Consider the following 20577-nt stretch of genomic DNA (forward strand, 5'->3'; position numbering starts at 1 on the left):
ACGACGCGCCCAAGGCCGCAGGTGGCTCAGCCCGGATCCATGACCGACGTGACCGACAGCCTCGCAACCGGCGGCGCCCTCGACGGCTGGCGCTTTTCCGTCGCCCCGATGATGGACTGGACCGACCGGAACTGCCGGTCGTTCCACCGGGTCCTCTCGGCGCGCGCCCGGCTGTACAGCGAGATGGTCACCACCGGTGCCGTGCTGCACGGCGACCGCGAGCGGCTGCTCGGTTTTTCGGGGGCCGAGCACCCCGTCGCGCTGCAGCTCGGCGGGTCGGATCCGGCGGCGCTGGCGGCCTCGGCCCGGATCGGCGCGGATTTCGGCTACGACGAGATCAACCTCAATGTCGGCTGCCCGTCCGACCGGGTGCAGGAGGGCCGCTTCGGCGCCTGCCTGATGCGCGAGCCGGCCCTCGTCGGCGATTGCGTCGCCGCGATGAAGGCGGCGGTGTCGGTGCCGGTCACGGTGAAATGCCGCATCGGCGTCGACGACCAGGACCCGGAAGCCGCCCTCGACGCCCTCGTCGCGGCCGTCACCGCGGCCGGCGTCGACGGCCTCGTCGTGCATGCGCGAAAAGCCTGGCTGAAGGGCCTGTCGCCGAAGGAGAACCGCGACGTCCCGCCGCTCGATTACGGACGCGTGGCCCGGCTGAAGGCGGGGCGCCCCGACCTGCCGATCGCCCTCAACGGCGGCGTCGCAGACGTCGCTCAGGCGCTCGGTCTGCTGGATGGGGTCGACGGCGTCATGGTCGGCCGGGCCGCCTATGCCGACCCGGCGATCCTGCTCGACGTAGACCCGCTGATCTTCGGCCAGCCGGCCCCGGCCGCCGACCCGTTTGCCGCCATCGACCTGTTCGCGCCGACCATCGCCGAGGGTCTCGAAGCGGGCCTGCGGCTGCACGCCTTCACCCGGCACATGCTCGGCCTGTTCAACGGCCGCCCCGGCGCCCGCGCCTTCCGCCGCCACCTCGCCACCGCCGGCGTCGCCGCCGATGCCGGCCTCGCGACGCTGCACGAGGCGGTGGGCAAGGTCTCGCGCGAGTGGCAGTTCGCGCCGCCGGCGGCGGGGGAGGCGGCCTGAATCTGCCGGCCATTCGAGGTCATGCTTCCCCGTGACGCGAACGATGGGAGCTTAGGTTATCTTTTGTCGCCTAAAAATGTCGCGGCTAATCAACAGTTGCAAGCATACAACGGGCCGAGGCAAGAAAAATCATGACTGGATTATGACGAGGCGCAGGACGTGATTCTCCCTTAACCGCATCGGCGACGGCCAAGCTCCGATCGATCGAGGGGGAACCGACCGATGCTCTTCAAGACCAGCGTTTCGATTGCGGCGATCCTCGCCGGCACGATGGGTGCGGGCGCAGCCCGGGCGCAGACCGCCAACACCACCGCCTCCAACGTCAACGTGCTGAACCTGCTCTCGCCGTTCCTGTCGCTCAACGCCGACGCGACGGGCCGGGCCACGCTGCAGGGCAACCTCGCGCAGGTGATCGCGATCAACGCCGGCGCGAGTCTCGCCCAGCAGCAGCTTGCGATCAGCGACAAGAACCTGCCTGGCTCGGCCGCGAACAACCTCTCGTCGGTTGGCCTCGGAACCTACGGCGTCGCGGCGAACCTCGCCGGCGGGTTGCCGGCGCAGACCCCGATCAACGGCATCACCCCGATCCAAGCGGTGGGCGGCCTCGGCACGCAGCTCGGCCCGATCTACCAGCGTGGCGTCGCGGCCGGCACCGGTGGCCCGCTCGGCGGCGTCGTGAACCTGCTGGCCAGCACCTACAACGTCACCGGCGGCGATCTCGGCGTAGCCAAGAACTACTTCGCCAACGGCGCGGCGACGAACCCGAGCACGACGCCGGCCGGCTACGTGCCTGTGCCGGCCGTCGCGCCCGCCGGCTACACGCTGCCGACGGCGAACGGTCTGCCGAACACCCGCAACAGCGTCTACGACACGGCCTACGGCGTCTCGAACACGCAGGCCGGCCAGAACGTCTACGGCGATTCGCGGCCGGTGCAAGTCGCGCCCGACCGCCTCAACAAGTTCGATCCGACGGCCCTGAGCGGACTGTCGACCAACCCGTCCTTCCCGAGCGGCCACACCACCTACGCCTATACGGACTCGATCCTGATCGGCATGCTGGTGCCGCAGCAATACCAGAGCATGGTGCTGCGCGCCTCCGAGTACGGCAACAGCCGCATCGTGCTCGGCGTCCACTACCCGCTCGACATCATCGGCGGCCGGGCGCTGGCGACCTACGACCTCGCCCAGGCCTTCACCAACCCGCTCTACGTCAACAACGCGGCCGCCACCGGCACGGCGGTGAACCTGCCGGGCACCTTCGCCAACGCGCAAAGCCAGATCCAGGGCTACCTCGCCGCGCAATGCGGCGCCTCGGTCACGGCCTGCGCGGCGAGCGCGGCCAACACCGCCGGCAACCCCTACGTTCCGTCGGCTGCGAACCAGGCCCTCTACCAGCAACGCCTCACCTACGGTCTGCCGACGCTGAGCTTCGCACAGGCCCCGCGCGAGGGGGCACCCACGGGCGGCCCCGACGCCTCGATCCTGCTCGCTCCGCTCTATGGGGGCTCGAGCACGGCTTCCGCGGCGGTCGCGCCGGGCGGCGGCCTCTACGGCACGCTGCAATCGAGCACGATCAACCAGATCCTGGTGAACACCGAGACCAATGCGCTCGCCGCCTTCTACGGCTCGGCCCTGAGCTACTGGGCACGCCTCGATCTCTACTCGGCCGCCGGCTATTTCGACGGCGTCACCGGCACACTCGCAATGGATGCGCGGGACCGGCTGACGCGGGACGTCACGGTGGCCGATGGCGGCGCGCTCTACGCCAACGGCACCATCGCCGGCACGGCGACGGTGGCCTCGGGTGGCCTGCTCGGCGGCACGGGCACGGTCGGCGGCCTCGCCGCGCTGAGCGGCGCGACGGTGGCGCCGGGCAACTCGATCGGCACGCTGAACGTCGCCGGCAACGCACGCTTCGCGGCCGGGTCGACCTATCAGGTCGAGGTGAACGGGGCCGGGCTTTCCGACAGTCTCGCCGTTGCCGGCACCACGACGCTGAACGGCGGCACGGTGCAGGTCCTGGCGCAGTTCGGCAGCTACGATCCGCGCCGGCAATACGCCATCCTGACCTCGGCCGGCGGCGTCAGCGGACAGTTCTCGGGCGTGTCGGCAAACTTCGCCTTCCTGACCCCGACGCTGCGCTACGGTGCCAACGCGGTCGACCTGACCCTGACCCGCAACGACATCGCCTTCTCGACCATCGCCCGGACCCGCAACCAAGCCTCTGCGGCCGATGCCGTGCAGGGTGCGGGTCCGAATTCAGGCGTCTACGGCCGCACGGTCGGGCTGACGACGCCGGAGGCGCAGGGCGCCTTCCAGGCCCTCTCGGGCGACGTCCATGCCAGCGCCGCCGGGGCCGCCTTCGAGAGCGCCTTCTTCGTGCGCGAGGCGATCCTCGACCGCCTCCGCCGCGGCGGCACGGCCGAGGGCGCGGATTACGGCAGCCTGCCGGCGACCTACACGGCGGACCTGCCCGGCCGTATCGTTGCGCCGACCATGGTCCCGGCGCGGGTCCTCGACCCGCGGGTGTTCGGCCTGTGGGCCCAGGGCTTCGGCGCCTTCGGCAAGACCGACACCGACGGGAACGCCGCGGGCTTCCGCCGCCAGACGGCGGGCTTCGTGGCCGGCGCCGACGTCCGCCTCGACAACGGTTTTCGCATCGGCGTCGCCGGCGGCTATTCGCGCACGACGCTCGATACGTCCGGCCGGCTTCAGTCGGGCGAGATCGAGAGCGGCTTCGGGGCCGTCTACGGCGGCACCGAGTTCGGTCCGGTAGCGCTGCGCCTCGGCGCGGTCTATTCGGGCAACGACCTGCGCACCCGCCGCTCCGTCGTCTTCCCGGGCGTGTCCGAGACCGACACGGCCCGTTACGGCGGCGCGACCACGCAGGGCTTCGGCGAGCTCGGCTACCGGATCGCGCTCGGCCAAGACGGCCTGATCGCCAAGGGCGCGGCTCCGGTCGCGTCGTCCGCGACCTACATCGAACCCTTCGTCGGCGGCGCCTACGTCAACATCGGCAACGACCGCTTCACCGAGACCGGCGGCGTCGCGGCCTTGCGCGGCTTTGCCCGCGACAACGACATCGGCACGGCGACGGTCGGCCTGCGCGCGCAGACCACGTTCGATCTCGGCCTCGGCCTGCCGGTCCAGGCCTATGGGCTCGTCGGCTACCGCCGCGCCTTCGGCGACGTGGTGCCCACCGCGCTCCTCGCCTTCGACACGGGGCCGAGCTTCGTCACGGCCGGCCTGCCGATCGACCGCGACGCGCTCGTGGCCAATGCCGGCCTCGACCTCCGGGTCTCGGCCAACGCCACCATCGGCGTCGCCTATACCGGACAGATCGGGGCCCGGGCCGAGAACCATGCCGCGAAGGGCAACTTTACCATCCGCTGGTAGGGTCTCCGCCGATGGGAAAGGGGCGTCGCCGTCGCGGCGGCGCCCTTCCTGAGTTCGAAAAGGCCTGTCAGCGGCTGCGCAGGATCAGCCGGTCGCCGCGCACCTCGTAGGACGGCAGCCGCGTCAGAAAACTCTGACCCAGGAGGTTGGTGGAGAGCGCGCCGGGCTGGCTCACCATGGCGTCGACGTTCCGCTCGGTGATCGGGCCGATGGTGATCGAATCGAGCCGGATCGGCGCGGTCATCGCGGTGCCGTTGGCGGTGGAGACCTTCGTGCGGAAGGCGCTCTCGGCGGGCTTGATGCCCAGCGCCGCGGCGCTCTCCATCGTCAGCACCACCGAACTCGCCCCGGTATCGAAGGCGAAGCGCTGCTCGGTGCGGCCGTTGACCTCGGCGAACACCGAGAAGTCGCCGTCGGCGCGCCGCGTGATCGTGACTTCGCCGCCGGGGCCGATGACGGCCGTGCCGGGCCGCAGGGCGCCGAGCAGGCCGCCGCCGATTTCCCGCGCCTGCTCCTTGTAGGCGTAGCCGGCGACGACGACGGCGCCGATCCCGACCCAGATCAGCAGCGCACGCAGATTCTCGCCCATGCGGTCGCGGAAGCGGTGCCAGAAGCCGGCGGAGAGCAGCACGATTACGGCGCCGAGATAGGCCATGTGGCCGAACTGGTCGGTCGCGAGCCCGGCGACCTGGCCGTCGTCGCCCGTGGCGATCAGCACGACCAGCGCCGCACCGAGGATGCCGAGACCGATCCAGAGCCTCATGCCGTGCGCGCTTTCCGGTTGGGGAAGGCCCGGCTCAGGCGTTCGTCGAGCACCGCCATCACCGCGAGCCGCTGCGGCTCGCTCATCGAGCCCCACAGCCCGATCTCGTCCCGCGAGCGCCCGCAGCCCTCGCACAGGCCCGTGGCGGCATCGAGGATGCAGAGCTTGGTGCAGGGGCTGGACGGCTTCGGGCGGGGTGCGATGGTCATGAGACGCGCAGATGAGCCATCCCGGGTGGCGGAATCAAGGAGTCCTGCGCCGTCCGGTCCGGGTTCAGGCCCCCTTCAACCCCGCCAGATCCAGCGGCAGCGAGCGCAGGCGCTGGCCGGTGGCGGAGAAGATGGCGTTGGAGATCGCCGGGGCGATCACCGGGACGCCGGGCTCGCCGATGCCGGTGGGCGCGGCGGACGACGGCATGATGTGGACCTCGACCCGGGGCATCTCCGACATCCGGGTCGGCCCGTAGCTGTCGAAGTTCTTTTCCTGCACCACGCCGTCCTTCAGCGTGATCCGGTTGCGCAGCACCGAGGACAGGGCGAAGCCGACCGCGCCCTCGACCTGGGCGCGGATCACGTCCGGGTTCACGGCGACGCCGACATCGACGGCCGCGACGATGCGGTTGACCTTCACGGAGGAGTCGCCGGCCGTCACGTCGGCCACCATGGCGACGTAGGAGCCGAAGGATTCGTGCACGGCGACGCCGTAGCCCCGTCCCTTCTCCGACGGCTTCTTGTCCCAGCCGGCCTGTTCGGCCGCGAGCTTGAGCACGGCGGAGAGGCGCGGCGCGCGGCCGAGCAGGCCGAGACGGTAGGCGACAGGATCGACACCGGCGGAATGCGCCAGCTCGTCGATGAACACCTCCATGACATGCGCCGTGTGGGTGTGGCCGACCGAGCGCCACCACAGCACCGGCACGCCCTCGCGCCCGTTATGCACGTCGAAGCGGTAGGCCGGGATCTGGTAGGGCGTGTCCGAGGCGCCCTCGACGGTGGTGGCGTCGATCCCGTTCTTGACGATCATCGCCTCGAAGGGCGAGCCGATCATGATCGACTTGCCGACGATGACGTGTCGCCAGCCGGTGATCGCCCCCTTGTCGTCGAGGCCGGCCCGGACCTTGTGGAACACGGTCGGGCGGTAATAGCCGCCGGCCATGTCGTCCTCGCGGGTCCAGACGAGATGGACCGGGGCCTTGCCGTCCCAGGCGGCGACGATGCTGGCGGCCTCGGCGAAATAGTCGGCGCCCGGCGTCGCGCGCCGGCCGAAGGAGCCGCCGGCCCATTGCGTGTGCAGCCGGACCTTGTTCGGGGTCACGCCCAGGGTCGCAGCCACCACCGCCTGCTCGACGGTCTGGAGCTGGCAGCCGGCATAGACGTCGAAGGTGCCGTCCGAGGCGCGCTCGATCGTGCAGTTCAGCGGCTCCATCGCGGCATGCGCGAGGTAGGGGAAGCTGAACTCGCCCTCCAGCACCTTGGCCGAGCCGGCGATCGCCTTGTCAGGATCGCCCGCCTGCGAGGCGACGAGGCCGGGTTTTTTGGCGGTTTCGCGGTACTCCGCCAGGATCTGATCCGACGAGCGCGACTCGGCGGCGCTGTCGTCCCACTCGACCTTCAGGGCCTCGCGGCCCTTCATTGCCGTCCAGGTGTCGCGGGCGATCACGGCGACGCCCGCCGGGATTTTGACGACCGCGACGACGCCCGGCACCGCCTTCGCCGCCTTGTCGTCGACACGCCTCACCATGCCGCCGAACTTCGGCGGATGCGCGACCACCGCCGTGACCTGGCCGGGGCGGCGGATGTCGAGGGAGTAGATCGCGGTTCCGTCGGTCTTGGCGACGGAGTCGAGGCGATGCGCCTGCTTGCCGATCAGCGTCCAGGCGCCCGGCTCCTTGAGCTTCGGCTCCTGCGGTACCGGCAGGCTGGCGGCGGACTCCGCGAGCTCTCCGAACCGGGCCTCGCGGTTCGAGGCGGCGTGGCGCACGACGCCCTTCGCCACGGTGATCTCGGAGGCCGGCACCTTCCACTGGAAGGCGGCCGCCGCCACCAGCATCTCGCGGGCGGCGGCGCCGGCCTTGCGCAGCTGGAACCAGGAATTGGCGATGGCCGTCGAGCCGCCGGTGCCCTGCACCGGGCCCATCAGCAGGTTGTTGTAGAGCGCGGCGTCGGCCGGCGCGAAGCTGGTGCGCACCTGCGCCCAGTCGGCGTCGAGCTCGTCGGCGAGGATGGTGGCGAGGCCGGTGGTGTTGCCCTGCCCCATGTCGAGATGCTTGATCATCACCGTGACGGTGTCGTCGGCGGCGATGCGCACGAAGGCGTTGGGCTGGGCCGCGCCCTGCGAGAGGTCCGGGCCGCCGGCCGCGCGCGCGGGGCTGCGCAGGTCGAGCCTGAAGCCGATCAGGATGGCGCCGGCGGCGGCACCGCCGAGGAAGGCGCGGCGGGAGGGCACGCGCGAAGGCGTCGTGTGAGGCCGGGCAGTCTTGAGCATGGGGGGCTCCGCTTCGGCGATGAGGGTTCGGGACAGGTAGCGAGAAGGAATCAGCCGAGGGTGCGGGCCGCCTCGTGGATGGCGGCGCGGATGCGCTGGTAGGTGCCGCAGCGGCAGATGTTGCCCTCCATGGCGCCGTCGATGTCGGCATCCGTCGGCTTCGGGTTGTCGGAGAGCAGGCCGATCGCCGACATGATCTGCCCCGACTGGCAGTAGCCGCACTGCACGACGTCGAGGCCGCGCCAGGCCCCCTGCACCGCCTCGGCCACCCGGCCGTCGATGCCCTCGATGGTGGTGATCTTGCCTTCGCCGACATCGCCGAGCCTGGTCTGACAGGAGCGCACCGGCTGGCCGTCCATGTGCACGGTGCAGGCGCCGCATTGGGCGATGCCGCAGCCGTACTTGGTGCCGGTCATGTCGAGACGGTCGCGGATCACCCAGAGCAGCGGCATCTCGGGATCGGCATCGACGTCGTGCACGACGCCGTTGACGGTGAGCTTGAGCATCGCGATTCTCCGGATAATTGGCGAACGTGGGCCTGCGGCGTACCCGTGTGATGTGCGCCGTCACACATGGAGTTGGAATCGTTCCGAGAAGCCGGTTCTGCCATCATCGGCACAAGCGACACCGCGCCTCAAGGCCTGTCACCGTCACAGGGCCGCGTAACGGGTGCTCGGCATGAGGGCTCTGGCAGGTGCCGGGAGCGGATTCCTCGGGACGACGATACCGGGATACGCCGCACCGCCTATCCGATGTCCAAGTCTTCTGCATGCCACGCCAACAGCGCGTCCATGCCGATCAGCACCATCCCCGGTGCCTCGGCCGCATAGGCGACGGCGTCGATCGAGAACGACGACGTCGTCACGACATAGCCGCGGAACGCCGCGGCATCGGCCATCACGGTCTTGAACTGCTGCAGGGCCGGGCGGCCGACCTTGTGGTCGCTCGCGTAGCGCTTGCACTGCACGACGATCAGCCTGTCGCCGTCGCGGGCGTAGCCGTCCATGCCGTAATCGTTGGATTTCGGCGTCACCACTGCCTCGAGCCCGGCCTTCTCGAAGAACGACATCACGTGACGCTCGAAGTCGTACGGGTTCATCGCGAGCAGCGTGGCGCGGATCGCCGCCGTGTCCTCCGGCACCGGCTGGGCCAACGGCGAGGCCGCTTCTTCGGCCATGCGCTGGCGGAACGCGGCGCTCGCGCGCCGGGTGGCCTCAGAGTTTACGATGCCCGCGACGATGATGGCGACGCCGGTCCGCGAATGCGGATTCGTCACCACCGCTTCGAGCACCGAGGTGATGCCGGCCGTGCCGAGGAAGACGAGGAGGAGCACCGGCAGCCCGATGGCGCCGCCGAATGCGGCGATGCCAGCCCCCTGCACGCCGAGAAGCGGGATCGCCGCCAGTGTGACCGGCAGCGCGATCTTCATCGGCCAGGGCAGCGACGAGGTGCGATAGCTCTGCACGGCCTCGACGACGGTGCTCGCGATCGCCGATGCGGCGGCCCGTGCGCTCAGTTGCGCGTTGAGCGCACCGAGCTTGTCCTGCCAGCCGAGGTCCCCGGCAAGGATGTCGCGCGAACGAAGAAGCCACTGGATGGCCGCGTGCCTGTCCTCCGGCCGCGCCGTGCCCTCGATCGCGGCGGCGAAGAGGCCGACGATCCATCGCCGGATTCCATCGGTGGCTGTCTCGAACATGGTCTCCCCGGCGCATGGCGATGCGAGGATTCCGTCGGCTGCAACCATGGCCCGAAATGGGCGGGCCACTGAAAAGAACCGTCGCGTCGTCGCGGAGCATCGCCGGGCACGGTTTCGAGGCTCCGGGCCTGCCCTGCGTGATCGATTCCGCGAAAATGCCGTCGTTTCCGGCAGCCGCTTCTTAACACATCCGGGGCACCCTGGCGGTTCTCGTATCCCGGTCCCGCATCGGCGGGTCCGACCCTGCGTAACCGCCCCCCGCCCGCATGTCAGACCTCACCGCGGAGATGGTTCAACGCGGCCGCGGCCCGTCCTCCGAGGAGGTGGCCCGGCGCCGCAGCATGTCGCGCGACCTGCGCTCGGCCCGTGAGCGGCTGACCTCGACGAGCGGCCTGGAGCGGGCCTTCGATTTCGAACTGATGCGGCTCTACGCGCAGTATCGCGCCGACGCCGCGATCCCCCTGGTGCTGTTCGCGATCACCCTGGCGGCCGCCTCGACCATCTGGATCGATCCGGTGACGGCGGGGCTCGGCTGCGGCGGCGTGCTCATCGCGCTCACCGTCACCACGGCGGCGTGCCAGCGCTTCCTGCGCCGGGAGGCCTCAAGCGTCTCGCTCAAGCGCTGGCGCCGGATCTTCGTGCTCGGCGAAATTCTGCAGAGCACGACCTGGGCGCTGATGATCCCGCTCACCGTCGAGGACGCGCGCACCTTCGCGCTGTTCGGGCTCGTCGTGGTGGCGGCGGTAGTGACGATGCTCGCCGCGACCGTGCCGCTCGCCGCGATCTGCGCGCTGGTCCCGCTGACGCTGGCCGCGCTCTCGCTGCTCGTCGACGCGCAGGGCAGCCACACGATCCCGCTCGTGCTGATGGCGGTGGGCAGCCAGGTCTTCTTCGCCGGGCTCGGCCGGCGGCTCTACGCCTCGGCGGTCGCGGCGCTCCAGTCGCGCGCGGAGAAGGACGCGATCTTCGCCGAGCTCGAACAGGCCAAGGCGAATTCGGACGAGGCGCGGCGCAGGGCCGAGGAAGCGAACCTCGCGAAGTCGAGCTTCCTCGCCACCATGAGCCACGAACTGCGCACGCCGCTCAACGCCATCCTCGGCTTCTCCGAGGTGATGAAGAACGAGATTTTCGGGACCCACGCCGCGCCGGCCTACCAGGAATACTCCACCGACATCCACGACAGCGGGATGCACCTGCTGAACCTGATCAACGAGATTCTCGACCTCTCCCGCGTCGAGGCCGGGCGCTACGACCTCAATGAGGAGGCGGTGACGCTGGCCTCGGCCGTCGAGGAGGCGCAGCACATGATGGCCCTGCGCGCCCGGGGAAAAAGCCAGACCATCCGCGTCCATGTCGACGATTCGATGCCACGGCTCTGGGCCGACGAGCGGGCGCTCCGCCAGATCGTGCTCAACGTGCTCTCGAACGCCGTGAAGTTCACGCCGCAGGGCGGCGAGATCACCGTCAAGGTCGGCTGGACCTCGTCGGGCGGGCAATATCTCAGCGTGAAGGATTCTGGACCCGGCATTCCCGAGGACGAGATCGGCACCGTGTTGACCTCGTTCGGCCGCGGCTCGCTGGCGATCAAGACTGCCGAGCAGGGCTCGGGCCTCGGCCTGCCGATCGTGAAGGGGCTGGTCGACCTGCATGGCGGCGGCTTCCAGCTCAAGTCGAAGCCGCGCGAGGGCACCGAGGTGATCGTGACCTTCCCGGCCTCCCGCGTGATGGACACCCTGGCCGCGGTCGACCTCAACCCGGCCAAGTTCGCCTCGGAGGCCAAGCCGGCCCAGAAACGCGAGCGGCGCGAGGCGGCCTGAGCGCCGTCCCACGGGCGATCCATGCGTAGTCGGCTCTCTCGTCTCGCCTGAAAGGCCGTTTTCGGCCGGCGCGTGTTATGAAGTCTCGGATCGACTGCACTGGTCGTGGAGACCTGCTATGGACGATTGTGAGATACGGGAAGCATTGGATCGCCATTGGGTCGCATCCGATGCGGACGACTTCGAGGCGGAGCACGCGATCTACCGCGAGGACGCGGTGCTGGACTATCCGCAATCGGGCGAGCGGATCCGTGGGCGGCATCGAATTCAGTCGTCTCGGGCGGCGCAGCCCAATCGGAAACGTTTCGAGATCCGGCGGATCAGCGGCGGAGGCGACCTCTGGGTCACCGAATATGTCCTGACCTACGACGGGCGGCCGTCTTACACCGTGAGCATCATGGAATTCCGCGACGGACAGGTGGCGCGCGAGACCCAATATTTCTGCGACGCCTTCGAGCCGGGTCCCTCGCGCGCGCAATGGGTCGAGCGCATGACCTGAAATCGAGCGGTCGTCGAGGACGACTGCCGTCACCTTTGTAACGCCCCTGACGCGGACATCGGCGACCGGCCCCAAACGAAAACGGGGCGGCCTCTCGGCCACCCCGCGTGTCGTCGTCGTTACCGAAGGTCAGATCTTGCTCTTGACCTTGTCGGCGAGGTTCGAGGCGCCGTCCTTGACGTCGCCGACGGTCTTCTGGGCTTCGCCCTTCAGCTCCTGCGCCTTGCCTTCGGCCTGGAGCTTGTCGTTGTCGGTGGCCTTGCCGATGCCCTGCTTGACGTTGCCGACGGCTTCGTTGGCGAGACCCTTGATCTTGTCGGTGGTGCTGCTGCTCATCGGATGATCTCCTGTCTGGGTTGGGCTGGGGGTGACGGGCCGGCCAATCGGGGCCGGCCCGGGGTGGAAGGTCCGGCTCGCGGGGAGCCGGACCGATGGTCTCAGGCGCGGCGGACCGTGTCGTAGGCGACGGGACGGACCTTGCCGAGCAGGCCGCCGAGGAAGCCGGCGAGGGCGCCGAGGATCAGGGCGATCGCACCGTAGAAGGCACCCTGGGTCGCGGCCGACTTGGTGGCGATGGCGGCGGCCTCGGCCTTCTGCTTCGCGGTGGCGACGGCCTCCTGGTACTGCTTCTGGTAGTCCTGGATCTGCGTCCGGGCCTGCTCGACCGGGATGCCCTGGGCCTTGGCGAGGGCGTCGGCGGCGCGGGTCTCGGCCTGCTGCTTCTCGGCCGGGTCGCCGGTCAGCACGGCGCGGATGGCGCTGACGGCGGCGTCGCGGGCAGCCTGCGGGTCCTGGCCGGCAGCCTGCTGGCGGACCGAGTTCTCGATGCCGTCGAGCGGGTTCGAGATCTTGGCGAGCGAGGGGGCCGCGGCTTGCGCCGCCGTCTGCACGGTTCCGCCGATGGCCGAGCCGGCGCCGGAGAGCACGCTCGACACGGAGCCGAGGGCGCCGCCGAGGATGCCGCCGACCGCCGAGGTCAGCAGGTAGATCACGACGAGGGTCGTGACGGCCCAGGAGACGAGGCCGTGGAAGCCGGCGGTGGAGCCGACCGGACGGCCGCTCAGCCGGCCGGCGAGGAAGCCGCCGATCAGCGCGGCGACGATGCCGGAGATGACCCACCACAGGCCGGCGCCGAGGGAGAACGACGAGACGGCCGGGTTGTCGGCGGCGACGGGGCCGAGGCTGGCGAGGCCGACGCCGACGCCGACCATGTTGAGGACGAGCTGTGCCACCAGCGCCGTGACGGCACCGGCGAAGATCGCACCCCACGAGACCTGATGAAGATGGGCGGCGCGGGCTTCCGTGCCGACCACAGGGGAGAGGGTGCTGGACATGGGCTTGGGGTGAACTCCGGATCGACGCTGGTGATGCTGGTCGTGGGTTGAAGAAGCCGAGACAAGCTCAGCGGCGGGACGTGTTGAGAAGAAGCGCGAGGCCGAAACCCACGGCTCCGGCGATCAGCAGCGAGACGATCGGTGCGTCCTCGACGCGCTGGGCGACGGCGCGCTGCCCCTGGCGGGCATAGTCGCCGGCATGCTCGTAGGCATCCTCGGCATAGTCGGCGACCTGGTCTGCGGCGTTGCGCACGCCGTCCTTGGCCTCGCCGTAGAGCGATTCCCCGCGGCCCTGCGCCTGGCGGGCGCGGCCCTCGGCGGAGTCGCGGCGCGATCCGACGATGTCGCCGACGGCGCTCTGGATCCGGCCGCCCGCTTCGCGTGCAGCCCCGGTGATGCGATCGGTGTCGACCATGATGGCTCCGTCGTTCGTTTGTGAGGGGCGTCTTGCCCCTGGAAGGAAAGGGATGGGGTTCGTCTGCGAAAGACCCGGCGGCGGTGCCGGTTCCGCTCGGTCGGTCATCGCGGCGTTGCGAGACCGGTTGCGCCGGATTGAGGTGTCGAGGCTATCGGGTGGACCAATAGTGCAGATGTACCACTTGCCTAAATTCTCAGCATCATAACGGCAGCGGGCAGCCGTTGTTCCGCCCCCAGCTGACGACATCCGTCCGTTTATGGACGCCACGCTTGCGGTACAGCGCCGCGGTATGATTTCGTACGGTGTTGCGCGAGAGCGCGAGGCGCTTTCCAATAGCCTCGTCGCCGAGACCCGAGCAGATCAGGCCGAGCACCTGCCGCTCGCGCAAGGTGAGGTTCAGGGCGGCCTCGCCGTGGCTCTCGCGGCCGGGATGGCACAGGTTGGCCAGATTCTCGATGAGGCCGAGTGCGCGGCCGAGCACCTCGGCCTCCCCAAAACCGAAGACCCGCGAAAACGCCTCGTTGAGGCCCCGGTGACGGCGAGGCCTTCGGCCCGCAACAGCAGTGTCGGCACCGGCGTCAGGCGAAACGCCTTGGCGAAGCGCTCCGCGCTCTGGCGCAGCGCCGTCTCGGCCTTCTTGCGCAGTTCCAGGTCGGCGAAGGTGAACAGCATGCAGGGCTCGTCGCCCATCGCGATGGTCTGGCCGGCGACGAGGACGAAGCGGGTGCCGCCGTCCGGCAGCACCAGGCAGGCCTCCATCTGCGGGATGGTGGCGCCCTCCTTCAGCCGCGAGATCGCGAGGTCGCGGTTGCGGGCGCCGGCCAGCACGTCGACCTCGTGACGCTGCGCCCGACGACGGCGTCGCGGGTGTAGCCGGTCATCTCCAGGAAGCCGATATTCACCTTCACGTGGCGCAGGTCCGACAGCCGGCAGATCACCGCCGGGGCGGGGTTGGCGGCAAAGGTCTTCTCGAAGCGCTCCTCGGCCTCGAATTGCGGGGTCACGTCCCGCAGCACCAGGGCGAGGCAGGTCGGCGCACCCGCCGCATCCGCGATCACGATGCTGCGCGCGGCGTGGACGAAGGCGATCTCGGGCCGGTCGGTGCGCGCGACCTCGACGATCACGTCCTCGAACCGCTCGCCGGCCGCGAGCCGCTCGATCGGGTAGCGCTCGGGCGCGCGGTTGTTGCGGTAGCGCAGGCCGAACCGATGCCGGTACTCCGCGACGGTGTCGCCGAGTTCATTGAGGGAGGCCGCACCGTGCATCTGCAGGGCCGCGTCGTTCGCCCAGGCGATGCGCTGGTCCGGCTCGACGAGGACGACGCCCGCGGACAGGCCGGCCACGATCTGCCTGAGTTCCGACCTGTCGACGCCCTCGGTCACGAAACCCATTGCCGCGCGTCGCCGTGCGGCAGGCAACACGGCTCGGCGTGCACGGTTCCGTCCGCGGGGCAGGCCGTGTGTATCAGGCGACTGGTACGCGGGCTGGTAGGGCCGGGCGGGCCGCGCAATACGGCGCGGGTGATGTCAGGCCCAGGCGACCCAGCCACGGAATGCGAACCCGGCGTAGAAGAGGCCGACCCCGTCGAACCCAGCCTCGCGCAAAAGATTCTCGTCTTCCTCGGGTGTGAGGATCGGCAGCCGTTCCGCGATCCCGGCGCGCGCCGTCTCGGCCTGCGCGCCCGCGATGCCGGAGGCGGTGGCGAAGGCGGCATACCGCGACAGCCAGAGATCGCGTTCGCCCTGCGGAATGCTGAAATGCGCCACGACGAAGGGCGCGCCCGGCCTTAGGCGGCGCCGGACCTGTTCGAGCGTGCGCAGCCGCTCCGCGCGTTCGATGAAGTGCAGCGTCAGGATGCAGGTCGCCGCGTCGAACGGCCCCTGCGGCGCGCCGTCGATGAGCCCATGATGGAGGTGCACCCGGGCGGAAAGGTCGCCGAGGGTCGCCCGAGCGAGGTCGAGCATCGCGGCGGACGGGTCGACGCCGACGAAGGACCAGCCGGGCTGCCTCTCGGCGAACATCCTGAGTTCGAGGCCGCCGCCCGCGCCCAGGACGAGGACCCGAGCATCATGCGGGGCGCGTTCTGCGAGCAGAAGTCTCGCCATGGTTTGCATGTCGCCGTAGCCGGGCACCATGCGCGGTGGATTCTCGGCGTAGCGGGCGACGGCCTGCGGGTCTGAGAATGCGTCCATGTCTCCGGATATCATGTGTGGTGACTGGGCGGACGTCCGAGAAAAGTGGTCGGGAGCCGGTCGGCTTTCGAGCGGCAAGAGCATTGAAGCGGACGTCGCCATCGCGCACCCGCTCCCCAAACCTGTCATTGGGCCTGCACGCGAGTGCGGGCATGAACTGCCCAAGCAAGGTGACCGCATCCGTGCAGGCGAAGTACTGCGTCTTATTCATTCTCGGGCGACTTCGTCGTGCGTCTGCATACGAAGGCATGAAGTCAGGGATGTCCCGATTCGCCGGCAGCCTCGAGAATGAGGTCGGCGATGGCCTGCGGCTGGGAGAGCAGCGACAGGTGGCTCGCCTTGAGCTCCACGGTCCTCGCGTTCATCCGCTTGGCCATGAAGCGTTCGAGGTCCGGGTTGATGGTGCGGTCCTCGGTCGACACCGCGTAAAAGCTCGGCTTCGACCGCCAGGCCGCCTGCGTGGTCTTTCCCGCAAGCAGAGCCTTGTGGAAGGGCTGCTGGACTGCGAACAGAACCCTGGCCTTCTCCGCCGGCAGATCGCCCGCGAAATCCTTCAGGAAGGCCGCCTCGCTCAAGCGCCCCTCGTCGCCATCGAACACGATCCCGGCCGAGGCGGGCGGGGTCGGATAGGTCTTGGCCAGCGCCGTGTAGTCCTCCCCTGCATCGGGCGCCCGTGCAGCGACGTAGACCAGCGCGCTGACCTTAGGGTCGACACCTGCCTCGGTCACGATCATCCCCGAGAACGAGTGGCCAACCAGCACGGTCGGCCCCTCCTGCCGCGCCAGCACGCGCCGCGCGGAGGCGACCGCCTCCTCGAAGCTCGTGAGCGGGTTCTGCACCGAGGTGACGTTGAGGCCCGCTGCCTGCAGCCGTGGGATCACCTCCGACCAGCACGAACCGTCGGCGAAGAGGCCGTGCACGAGCACGACGTTGCGTGCCCGCGGCAGATCTTGGGCCGACGCGGTTCCGGACAGCAATCCTGCTGCCGCGCCGGCGACGAGCGTACGGTTCAGTGTTCTCCTGGTCATCATGGCAGGCGACCCCGTTCGAGAAGAGTTGAGTGCAGGACGTGTCGTCCATGTTCGTCGTCGACGCGGCGAGGATACGTTTAATGCCCGCTGGCGCTTGTCCACGAGCGTGATCCGGCGGGCATGATCCTACATCGGAAGACAGATCCCGCGCAGTGCCGGACTGCGAAAGCATTGCTCCGTCGAGCGAGCAGGCGGCTCAGTCGTGGTGCCCGCAACCGCAGCCCGTGGCATGCGCGCCACCGCCCCAACGAGACGCGCGGATCACGCTGCAGAAGTTCCCCTTGCGGAAACTCGGCTCCTTGTCGGCAATCACGTCGGCCTTGACGTTGCCGAAGGTCGTATCCGGCTTGTGTCGGATGCCGTCGTAGAAAGCCTGGATGATGTCCTCCTTGAAGTCCGCCGTGCGGGGGAAGCCGGCGACGACCGATTCCCGCTCGGCCTCGGAAAACTGGCCGTAGGTCAGGCCGAGCACGTCCATCTCGACGCCGGCAGTGACCAGCGCGACCACCGGATGCATGTGGACCGGGATGCCGGGCGTGGTGTGGAGCGCGATGGCGGTCCACACGGTGTAGACGTCCGCCTCCGGCACCCCGTGCATCTTCAGGAAGTCGCGGGCGGCGTTGGCGCCGTCCACCTCGAAGCGCTCGTCGGCGCTGCTGTGGTCCGGCATCAGGCCAACATCGTGGAACATGGCGCCCGCGTAGAGCAGCTCGCGGTCGAAGCTCAGGCCGCGATGGACGCCGGCGAGCGCGCCGAACTGATAGACGCGGCTCGAGTGATTGAAGAGCAACTCGGTCTCGGTGTCGCGCACGAACTCGGTGATTGCGCGGGAAAGGGCACTGTCGGGGACGGCGGCTTCGGACGGGATGCTCATGGCGGATCTCCTTTGCGCTGCGTGTCCGGAACAGCTACGGAGCTTCACGAATGGCTGCAATCGTCCTATAACGACGATTTATGCCATAACACATGCATCGTCAGCCACGGAGCCCGCATGGCATCCCGATCCATCGCGGTCCTCGCCCTTCCCGGCGTCCAACTCCTGGATGTCGCCGGACCGCTCGACGTCTTCGCCGAGGCGAACGCGCAGAGCGGCCAAGACGTCTACGACCTCGCCATCGTCGGCATGGAGCCTGGTCCGGTCATCACGTCGTCGGGGCGTGGGCTGGTCGTGGATCTGGTTGCGCCCGGGGCTGCGCCGACATGCTTCGACACCCTTCTGGTCGCCGGCGCACCACGGATTCAGGATCTGGAGGTTCGGCCCGATCTGCTGGCGTGGCTCGGACGGACCGCGCTGCACTGCCGGCGCTACGGCTCGGTCTGCAGCGGAGCGTTCCTCCTCGGGCAGGCGGGCCTGCTGAACGGCCGTCGGGTGACGACGCACTGGGCGGTGGCGGAGGCCCTGGCGGAGCGATATCCCGAAGCCATCGTCCAGCCTGACGCGATCTGCCTGTTCGACGGGGCGCTGCGGACCGCGGCAGGAGTCACGGCCGGGCTCGATCTCGCGCTGGCGCTCGTGGAGGAGGACCTGGGCGCCGAGATCGCGCGTCGGGTCGCGGCCCAGCTCGTGATGTTCTTCAAGCGCGGGGGCGGTCAGATGCAATTCAGCCGTCGCGGGGTCAGCGCCCCGGTCGGACGCTCGGCCCTGCAGGAGGTCCAGCGCTGGGTGGCCGCCCGTCCGGCCGAGGATCACGGCGTCGATCGCCTCGCCGAACGGGCGGGGATGAGCCCACGCCATTTCGCGCGCCTGTTCCGGGCCGAGACGGGTCTGACGCCCGCCGCCTATGTCGAGAACGTGCGGATCGAGGCCGTCCGCCGCCTTTTGGAAGCGGAGGGGGCCGCCCTGAAGCAGGTGGCTGGTGCCTGTGGCTTCCGCGACGCCGACACGCTCCGGCGCGCCTTCGTCCGCCGGGTTGGTACGACGCCGGCCGAGTACCGGCGCCGGCAAGCGCGGACCTGATACACCCGACGGACCGCGACGCGGTCGCGAGCCGGCATCCGGAGCGTCCAATGTGCAGGTGTCGCCCAATCCATCGCAACGGCGGGAGAAGCGTACAGCTATCAGAACGGTAGCAACACGGATGACCGTTTCAGGCGTACGGCGTGAGTCACGTTCGAGGGCGAAGTTGGGCCGCAAGCACCCGCGGCCGAGAGCCGCCGAGCGTCCGATCCTCCCCCCACGAACAGCACCGCCTCAGCCGGGCATCCTCTCCGAAACCCCCGCCTGCGCGAACGTTGCCATGTCCCGGTGGCAGGCGAGGGCGCCCTTGATCAGCCCCAGCGCCAGGGCTGCCCCGGAGGCCTCCCCCAGCCGCATTCCCAGCGACAGGATCGGCGCGAGGCCGAGGCGGTGCAGCACCTCGGCGTGGGCGCCCTCGACGGAGAGGTGGCCGGCGACGCAATGGTCGAGGGCGCTCGGGTCGAGGGCGTGCAGGATGGCGGCAGCAGAGGTGGAGACGTAGCCGTCGAGCACCACCGGGATGCGCTGCAGCCGCGCGGCCAGGATCGCGCCGGCCATCGCCGCGATCTCGCGGCCGCCGAGCCGGGCGAGCACGGCGAGCGGGTCGTCGAGATGGCCGGCATGGGTCTTCAGCGCCAGCGCGATCGCGTCGGCCTTGCGTGCGAGGCCGGCTTCGTCGACGCCGGTGCCGCGGCCGACCCAGTGGGCCGGCTCGCCGCCCCAGAGCGCGCAGTAGATCGCGGCGGCGATGGTGGTGTTGCCGATGCCCATCTCGCCGATGGCGAGGCAGTCGGTGCCCGCGGCCACCGCCTCCATGCCGAAGGCCATGGTGGCGACGGTGGCCTTCTCGTCGAGGGCCGGGCGCTCGCAGATGTCGCCGGTGGGCAGGTCGATGGCGAGGTCGAACACCTTGAAGCCGAGGCCGTAGGCCGCGCAGATCTGGTTGATCGCAGCGCCGCCGGCCGAAAAGTTGTCGAGCATCTGGCGGTTCACCGCGTCGGGAAACGCCGAGACGCCCCGCGCGGTGACGCCGTGGCTGCCGGCGAAGACGCAGACCAGCGGCCGGTCGAGGGTCGGCTTGGCCTTGCCCTGCCAGGCGGCGAGCCATTCGACGAGGGTTTCGAGCCGGCCCAGCGCCCCGGCCGGCTTCGTCAGCACGGCGTCGCGGGCGCGGACCATGGCGAGGGCGTCCTCGTCGGGGCCCGGCATCTCGGAGACGAGGCGGCGGATGTCGGCGAAGGGCGCGGATTCGGCTGTCATCGCGGGGCGCTCGCAGAATCGTTGAGGGGCCGGCCTCGCCGCGGAATGGCGAGAGGTTTGCCTGGGGGACTATACCGGGGGCTATAGAAGCCGCAGACCCCGCGGTGAAGGCGTGCGGACGATCCGACGCGGCGCGACAGGCGAGCGATGAACGACGACCGGACGACGCCTTCCACCCCGTTCTTCCCCGGCGCGGGCGTGCTCTACGACATCGCCGCCTGCCTCCGCTTCTTTTCGCGCGTGAACGTGCCGCCGCTGCCGGACGAGCCGTCGCCCTATGCCGCGCCGGATTTCACCACCGTGCCCCGCGTCCTGCCGCTCGCCGGCCTGCTGCTGGCGCTGCCGGCGGCGCTGGTGCTGGTCGCGGGCTGGGAATTGCGGCTCGGCCCCTTCGTCGCCTCGGCGCTGGCGCTGGCGCTGCTGGCGCTGATCACCGGCGCGATGCACGAGGACGGGCTCGCCGACGTCGCCGACGGCTTCGGCGGCGGCAGCACCTGGATGCGCCGCCTCGAAATCATGCGCGACAGCCGCATCGGCGCCTATGGCGGCACCGCTTTGGTGCTCGCCTATTCCCTGCGGCTCGGCGCGCTGGCGACCCTGCTCGACCGCTCCGGCGCCCACGCGGCCCTGGCGCTGCTGCTCGCCGCCGC

At 69.9% G+C, this 20577-nt stretch carries 18 protein-coding genes and 1 pseudogene; 6 read left to right on the forward strand and 13 right to left on the reverse strand.

Translation table 11 applies throughout. The annotated features are described in order from the left end of the window. The first annotated feature begins 39 nt into the window (after positions 1–39). Both dusA and FV217_RS12110 read left to right on the forward strand, forming a co-directional pair. Positions 40–1083, forward strand: coding sequence for a tRNA dihydrouridine(20/20a) synthase DusA (gene dusA / locus FV217_RS12105; protein WP_147817435.1), 1044 nt, complete (start codon positions 40–42; stop codon positions 1081–1083). Positions 1084–1305: 222 nt separating this feature from the next. Then, positions 1306–4479 (forward strand): autotransporter domain-containing protein, encoded by a 3174-nt coding sequence (locus FV217_RS12110; RefSeq protein WP_147817436.1) that lies wholly within the window; start codon positions 1306–1308, stop codon positions 4477–4479. Positions 4480–4546: 67 nt separating this feature from the next. Here FV217_RS12110 and FV217_RS12115 read toward each other — a convergent pair whose 3' ends face one another. The 5 genes from FV217_RS12115 to FV217_RS12135 all read right to left on the reverse strand — a co-directional run bounded on the left by FV217_RS12115 (position 4547) and on the right by FV217_RS12135 (position 9419). Continuing rightward, entirely contained in the window at positions 4547–5242 is a 696-nt protein-coding gene (locus FV217_RS12115) for a TIGR02281 family clan AA aspartic protease (protein WP_147817437.1), read from the reverse strand. Then, positions 5239–5451, reverse strand: a complete 213-nt coding sequence (locus FV217_RS12120; RefSeq protein WP_147817438.1) for a DUF1289 domain-containing protein — start codon at positions 5449–5451, stop codon at positions 5239–5241. Before FV217_RS12120 ends, FV217_RS12115 begins: the two co-directional genes overlap by 4 nt. 64 nt (positions 5452–5515) lie before the next feature. After that, positions 5516–7723: a xanthine dehydrogenase family protein molybdopterin-binding subunit gene (locus FV217_RS12125; RefSeq protein ID WP_147817439.1), complete on the reverse strand. Its 2208-nt coding sequence runs from the start codon at positions 7721–7723 to the stop codon at positions 5516–5518. 50 nt (positions 7724–7773) lie between these two features. Then, positions 7774–8229 (reverse strand): (2Fe-2S)-binding protein, encoded by a 456-nt coding sequence (locus FV217_RS12130; RefSeq protein WP_147817440.1) that lies wholly within the window; start codon positions 8227–8229, stop codon positions 7774–7776. A gap of 239 nt (positions 8230–8468) precedes the next feature. Further along, positions 8469–9419, reverse strand: a complete 951-nt coding sequence (locus tag FV217_RS12135; protein WP_147817441.1) for a restriction endonuclease — start codon at positions 9417–9419, stop codon at positions 8469–8471. Between the two features lie 266 nt (positions 9420–9685). Between FV217_RS12135 and FV217_RS12140 the strand changes: the two genes are divergently transcribed. Continuing rightward, the gene (locus tag FV217_RS12140) at positions 9686–11236 is read left to right on the forward strand and encodes an ATP-binding protein (RefSeq protein WP_147817442.1); all 1551 of its coding nucleotides are present in this window, start codon (positions 9686–9688) and stop codon (positions 11234–11236) included. Between the two features lie 118 nt (positions 11237–11354). After that, positions 11355–11735: a nuclear transport factor 2 family protein gene (locus FV217_RS12145; RefSeq protein WP_147817443.1), complete on the forward strand. Its 381-nt coding sequence runs from the start codon at positions 11355–11357 to the stop codon at positions 11733–11735. Between the two features lie 129 nt (positions 11736–11864). Here the strand turns inward: FV217_RS12145 and FV217_RS12150 are convergent, their stop codons facing one another. The 7 genes and pseudogenes from FV217_RS12150 to FV217_RS12180 all read right to left on the reverse strand — a co-directional run bounded on the left by FV217_RS12150 (position 11865) and on the right by FV217_RS12180 (position 17584). Continuing rightward, positions 11865–12071 (reverse strand): CsbD family protein, encoded by a 207-nt coding sequence (locus tag FV217_RS12150; protein WP_147817444.1) that lies wholly within the window; start codon positions 12069–12071, stop codon positions 11865–11867. A gap of 101 nt (positions 12072–12172) precedes the next feature. After that, positions 12173–13069 (reverse strand): PhnA-like protein, encoded by an 897-nt coding sequence (locus FV217_RS12155; protein WP_147817445.1) that lies wholly within the window; start codon positions 13067–13069, stop codon positions 12173–12175. 67 nt (positions 13070–13136) lie between these two features. Further along, entirely contained in the window at positions 13137–13484 is a 348-nt protein-coding gene (locus FV217_RS12160; protein ID WP_147817446.1) for a CsbD family protein, read from the reverse strand. 202 nt (positions 13485–13686) lie between these two features. Then, a pseudogene (locus tag FV217_RS12165) lies at positions 13687–14869 on the reverse strand (PAS domain S-box protein). 144 nt (positions 14870–15013) lie between these two features. Beyond that, positions 15014–15679, reverse strand: a complete 666-nt coding sequence (locus tag FV217_RS12170; protein ID WP_147817447.1) for a class I SAM-dependent methyltransferase — start codon at positions 15677–15679, stop codon at positions 15014–15016. A gap of 254 nt (positions 15680–15933) precedes the next feature. Further along, positions 15934–16710, reverse strand: coding sequence for an alpha/beta hydrolase (locus tag FV217_RS12175; RefSeq protein ID WP_147817448.1), 777 nt, complete (start codon positions 16708–16710; stop codon positions 15934–15936). A 196-nt stretch (positions 16711–16906) separates the two neighbouring features. Further along, positions 16907–17584, reverse strand: coding sequence for an HD domain-containing protein (locus FV217_RS12180; protein ID WP_147817449.1), 678 nt, complete (start codon positions 17582–17584; stop codon positions 16907–16909). Between the two features lie 117 nt (positions 17585–17701). Here FV217_RS12180 and FV217_RS12185 point away from each other — a divergent pair, with 117 nt between their 5' ends. Then, positions 17702–18667, forward strand: coding sequence for a GlxA family transcriptional regulator (locus FV217_RS12185; RefSeq protein ID WP_147817450.1), 966 nt, complete (start codon positions 17702–17704; stop codon positions 18665–18667). A gap of 234 nt (positions 18668–18901) precedes the next feature. Here FV217_RS12185 and cobT read toward each other — a convergent pair whose 3' ends face one another. After that, positions 18902–19927, reverse strand: a complete 1026-nt coding sequence (gene cobT, locus FV217_RS12190) for a nicotinate-nucleotide--dimethylbenzimidazole phosphoribosyltransferase (protein WP_147817451.1) — start codon at positions 19925–19927, stop codon at positions 18902–18904. Positions 19928–20074: 147 nt separating this feature from the next. Here cobT and FV217_RS12195 point away from each other — a divergent pair. Next, the coding region (locus FV217_RS12195) for an adenosylcobinamide-GDP ribazoletransferase (protein WP_147817452.1) at positions 20075–20577 on the forward strand (503 nt) is incomplete at its 3' end.

Source organism: Methylobacterium sp. WL9 (assembly GCF_008040035.1).
Taxonomy (GTDB): Bacteria; Pseudomonadota; Alphaproteobacteria; order Rhizobiales; family Beijerinckiaceae; genus Methylobacterium; species Methylobacterium thuringiense.

Excerpts from the sequence above, each read along its gene's own strand:
- FV217_RS12155 (WP_147817445.1), bottom strand. The coding sequence starts at position 13,069 with ATGTCCAGCACCCTCTCCCCTGTGGTCGGCACGGAAGCCCGCGCCGCC.
- FV217_RS12120 (WP_147817438.1), bottom strand. The coding sequence starts at position 5,451 with ATGACCATCGCACCCCGCCCGAAGCCGTCCAGCCCCTGCACCAAGCTC.
- FV217_RS12150 (WP_147817444.1), bottom strand. The coding sequence starts at position 12,071 with ATGAGCAGCAGCACCACCGACAAGATCAAGGGTCTCGCCAACGAAGCC.
- FV217_RS12135 (WP_147817441.1), bottom strand. The coding sequence starts at position 9,419 with ATGTTCGAGACAGCCACCGATGGAATCCGGCGATGGATCGTCGGCCTC.
- FV217_RS12140 (WP_147817442.1), top strand. The coding sequence starts at position 9,686 with ATGTCAGACCTCACCGCGGAGATGGTTCAACGCGGCCGCGGCCCGTCC.
- FV217_RS12110 (WP_147817436.1), top strand. The coding sequence starts at position 1,306 with ATGCTCTTCAAGACCAGCGTTTCGATTGCGGCGATCCTCGCCGGCACG.
- dusA (WP_147817435.1), top strand. The coding sequence starts at position 40 with ATGACCGACGTGACCGACAGCCTCGCAACCGGCGGCGCCCTCGACGGC.
- FV217_RS12145 (WP_147817443.1), top strand. The coding sequence starts at position 11,355 with ATGGACGATTGTGAGATACGGGAAGCATTGGATCGCCATTGGGTCGCA.
- FV217_RS12170 (WP_147817447.1), bottom strand. The coding sequence starts at position 15,679 with ATGGACGCATTCTCAGACCCGCAGGCCGTCGCCCGCTACGCCGAGAAT.
- FV217_RS12175 (WP_147817448.1), bottom strand. The coding sequence starts at position 16,710 with ATGATGACCAGGAGAACACTGAACCGTACGCTCGTCGCCGGCGCGGCA.
- FV217_RS12115 (WP_147817437.1), bottom strand. The coding sequence starts at position 5,242 with ATGAGGCTCTGGATCGGTCTCGGCATCCTCGGTGCGGCGCTGGTCGTG.
- FV217_RS12125 (WP_147817439.1), bottom strand. The coding sequence starts at position 7,723 with ATGCTCAAGACTGCCCGGCCTCACACGACGCCTTCGCGCGTGCCCTCC.
- FV217_RS12130 (WP_147817440.1), bottom strand. The coding sequence starts at position 8,229 with ATGCTCAAGCTCACCGTCAACGGCGTCGTGCACGACGTCGATGCCGAT.
- FV217_RS12180 (WP_147817449.1), bottom strand. The coding sequence starts at position 17,584 with ATGAGCATCCCGTCCGAAGCCGCCGTCCCCGACAGTGCCCTTTCCCGC.
- FV217_RS12185 (WP_147817450.1), top strand. The coding sequence starts at position 17,702 with ATGGCATCCCGATCCATCGCGGTCCTCGCCCTTCCCGGCGTCCAACTC.
- cobT (WP_147817451.1), bottom strand. The coding sequence starts at position 19,927 with ATGACAGCCGAATCCGCGCCCTTCGCCGACATCCGCCGCCTCGTCTCC.
- FV217_RS12160 (WP_147817446.1), bottom strand. The coding sequence starts at position 13,484 with ATGGTCGACACCGATCGCATCACCGGGGCTGCACGCGAAGCGGGCGGC.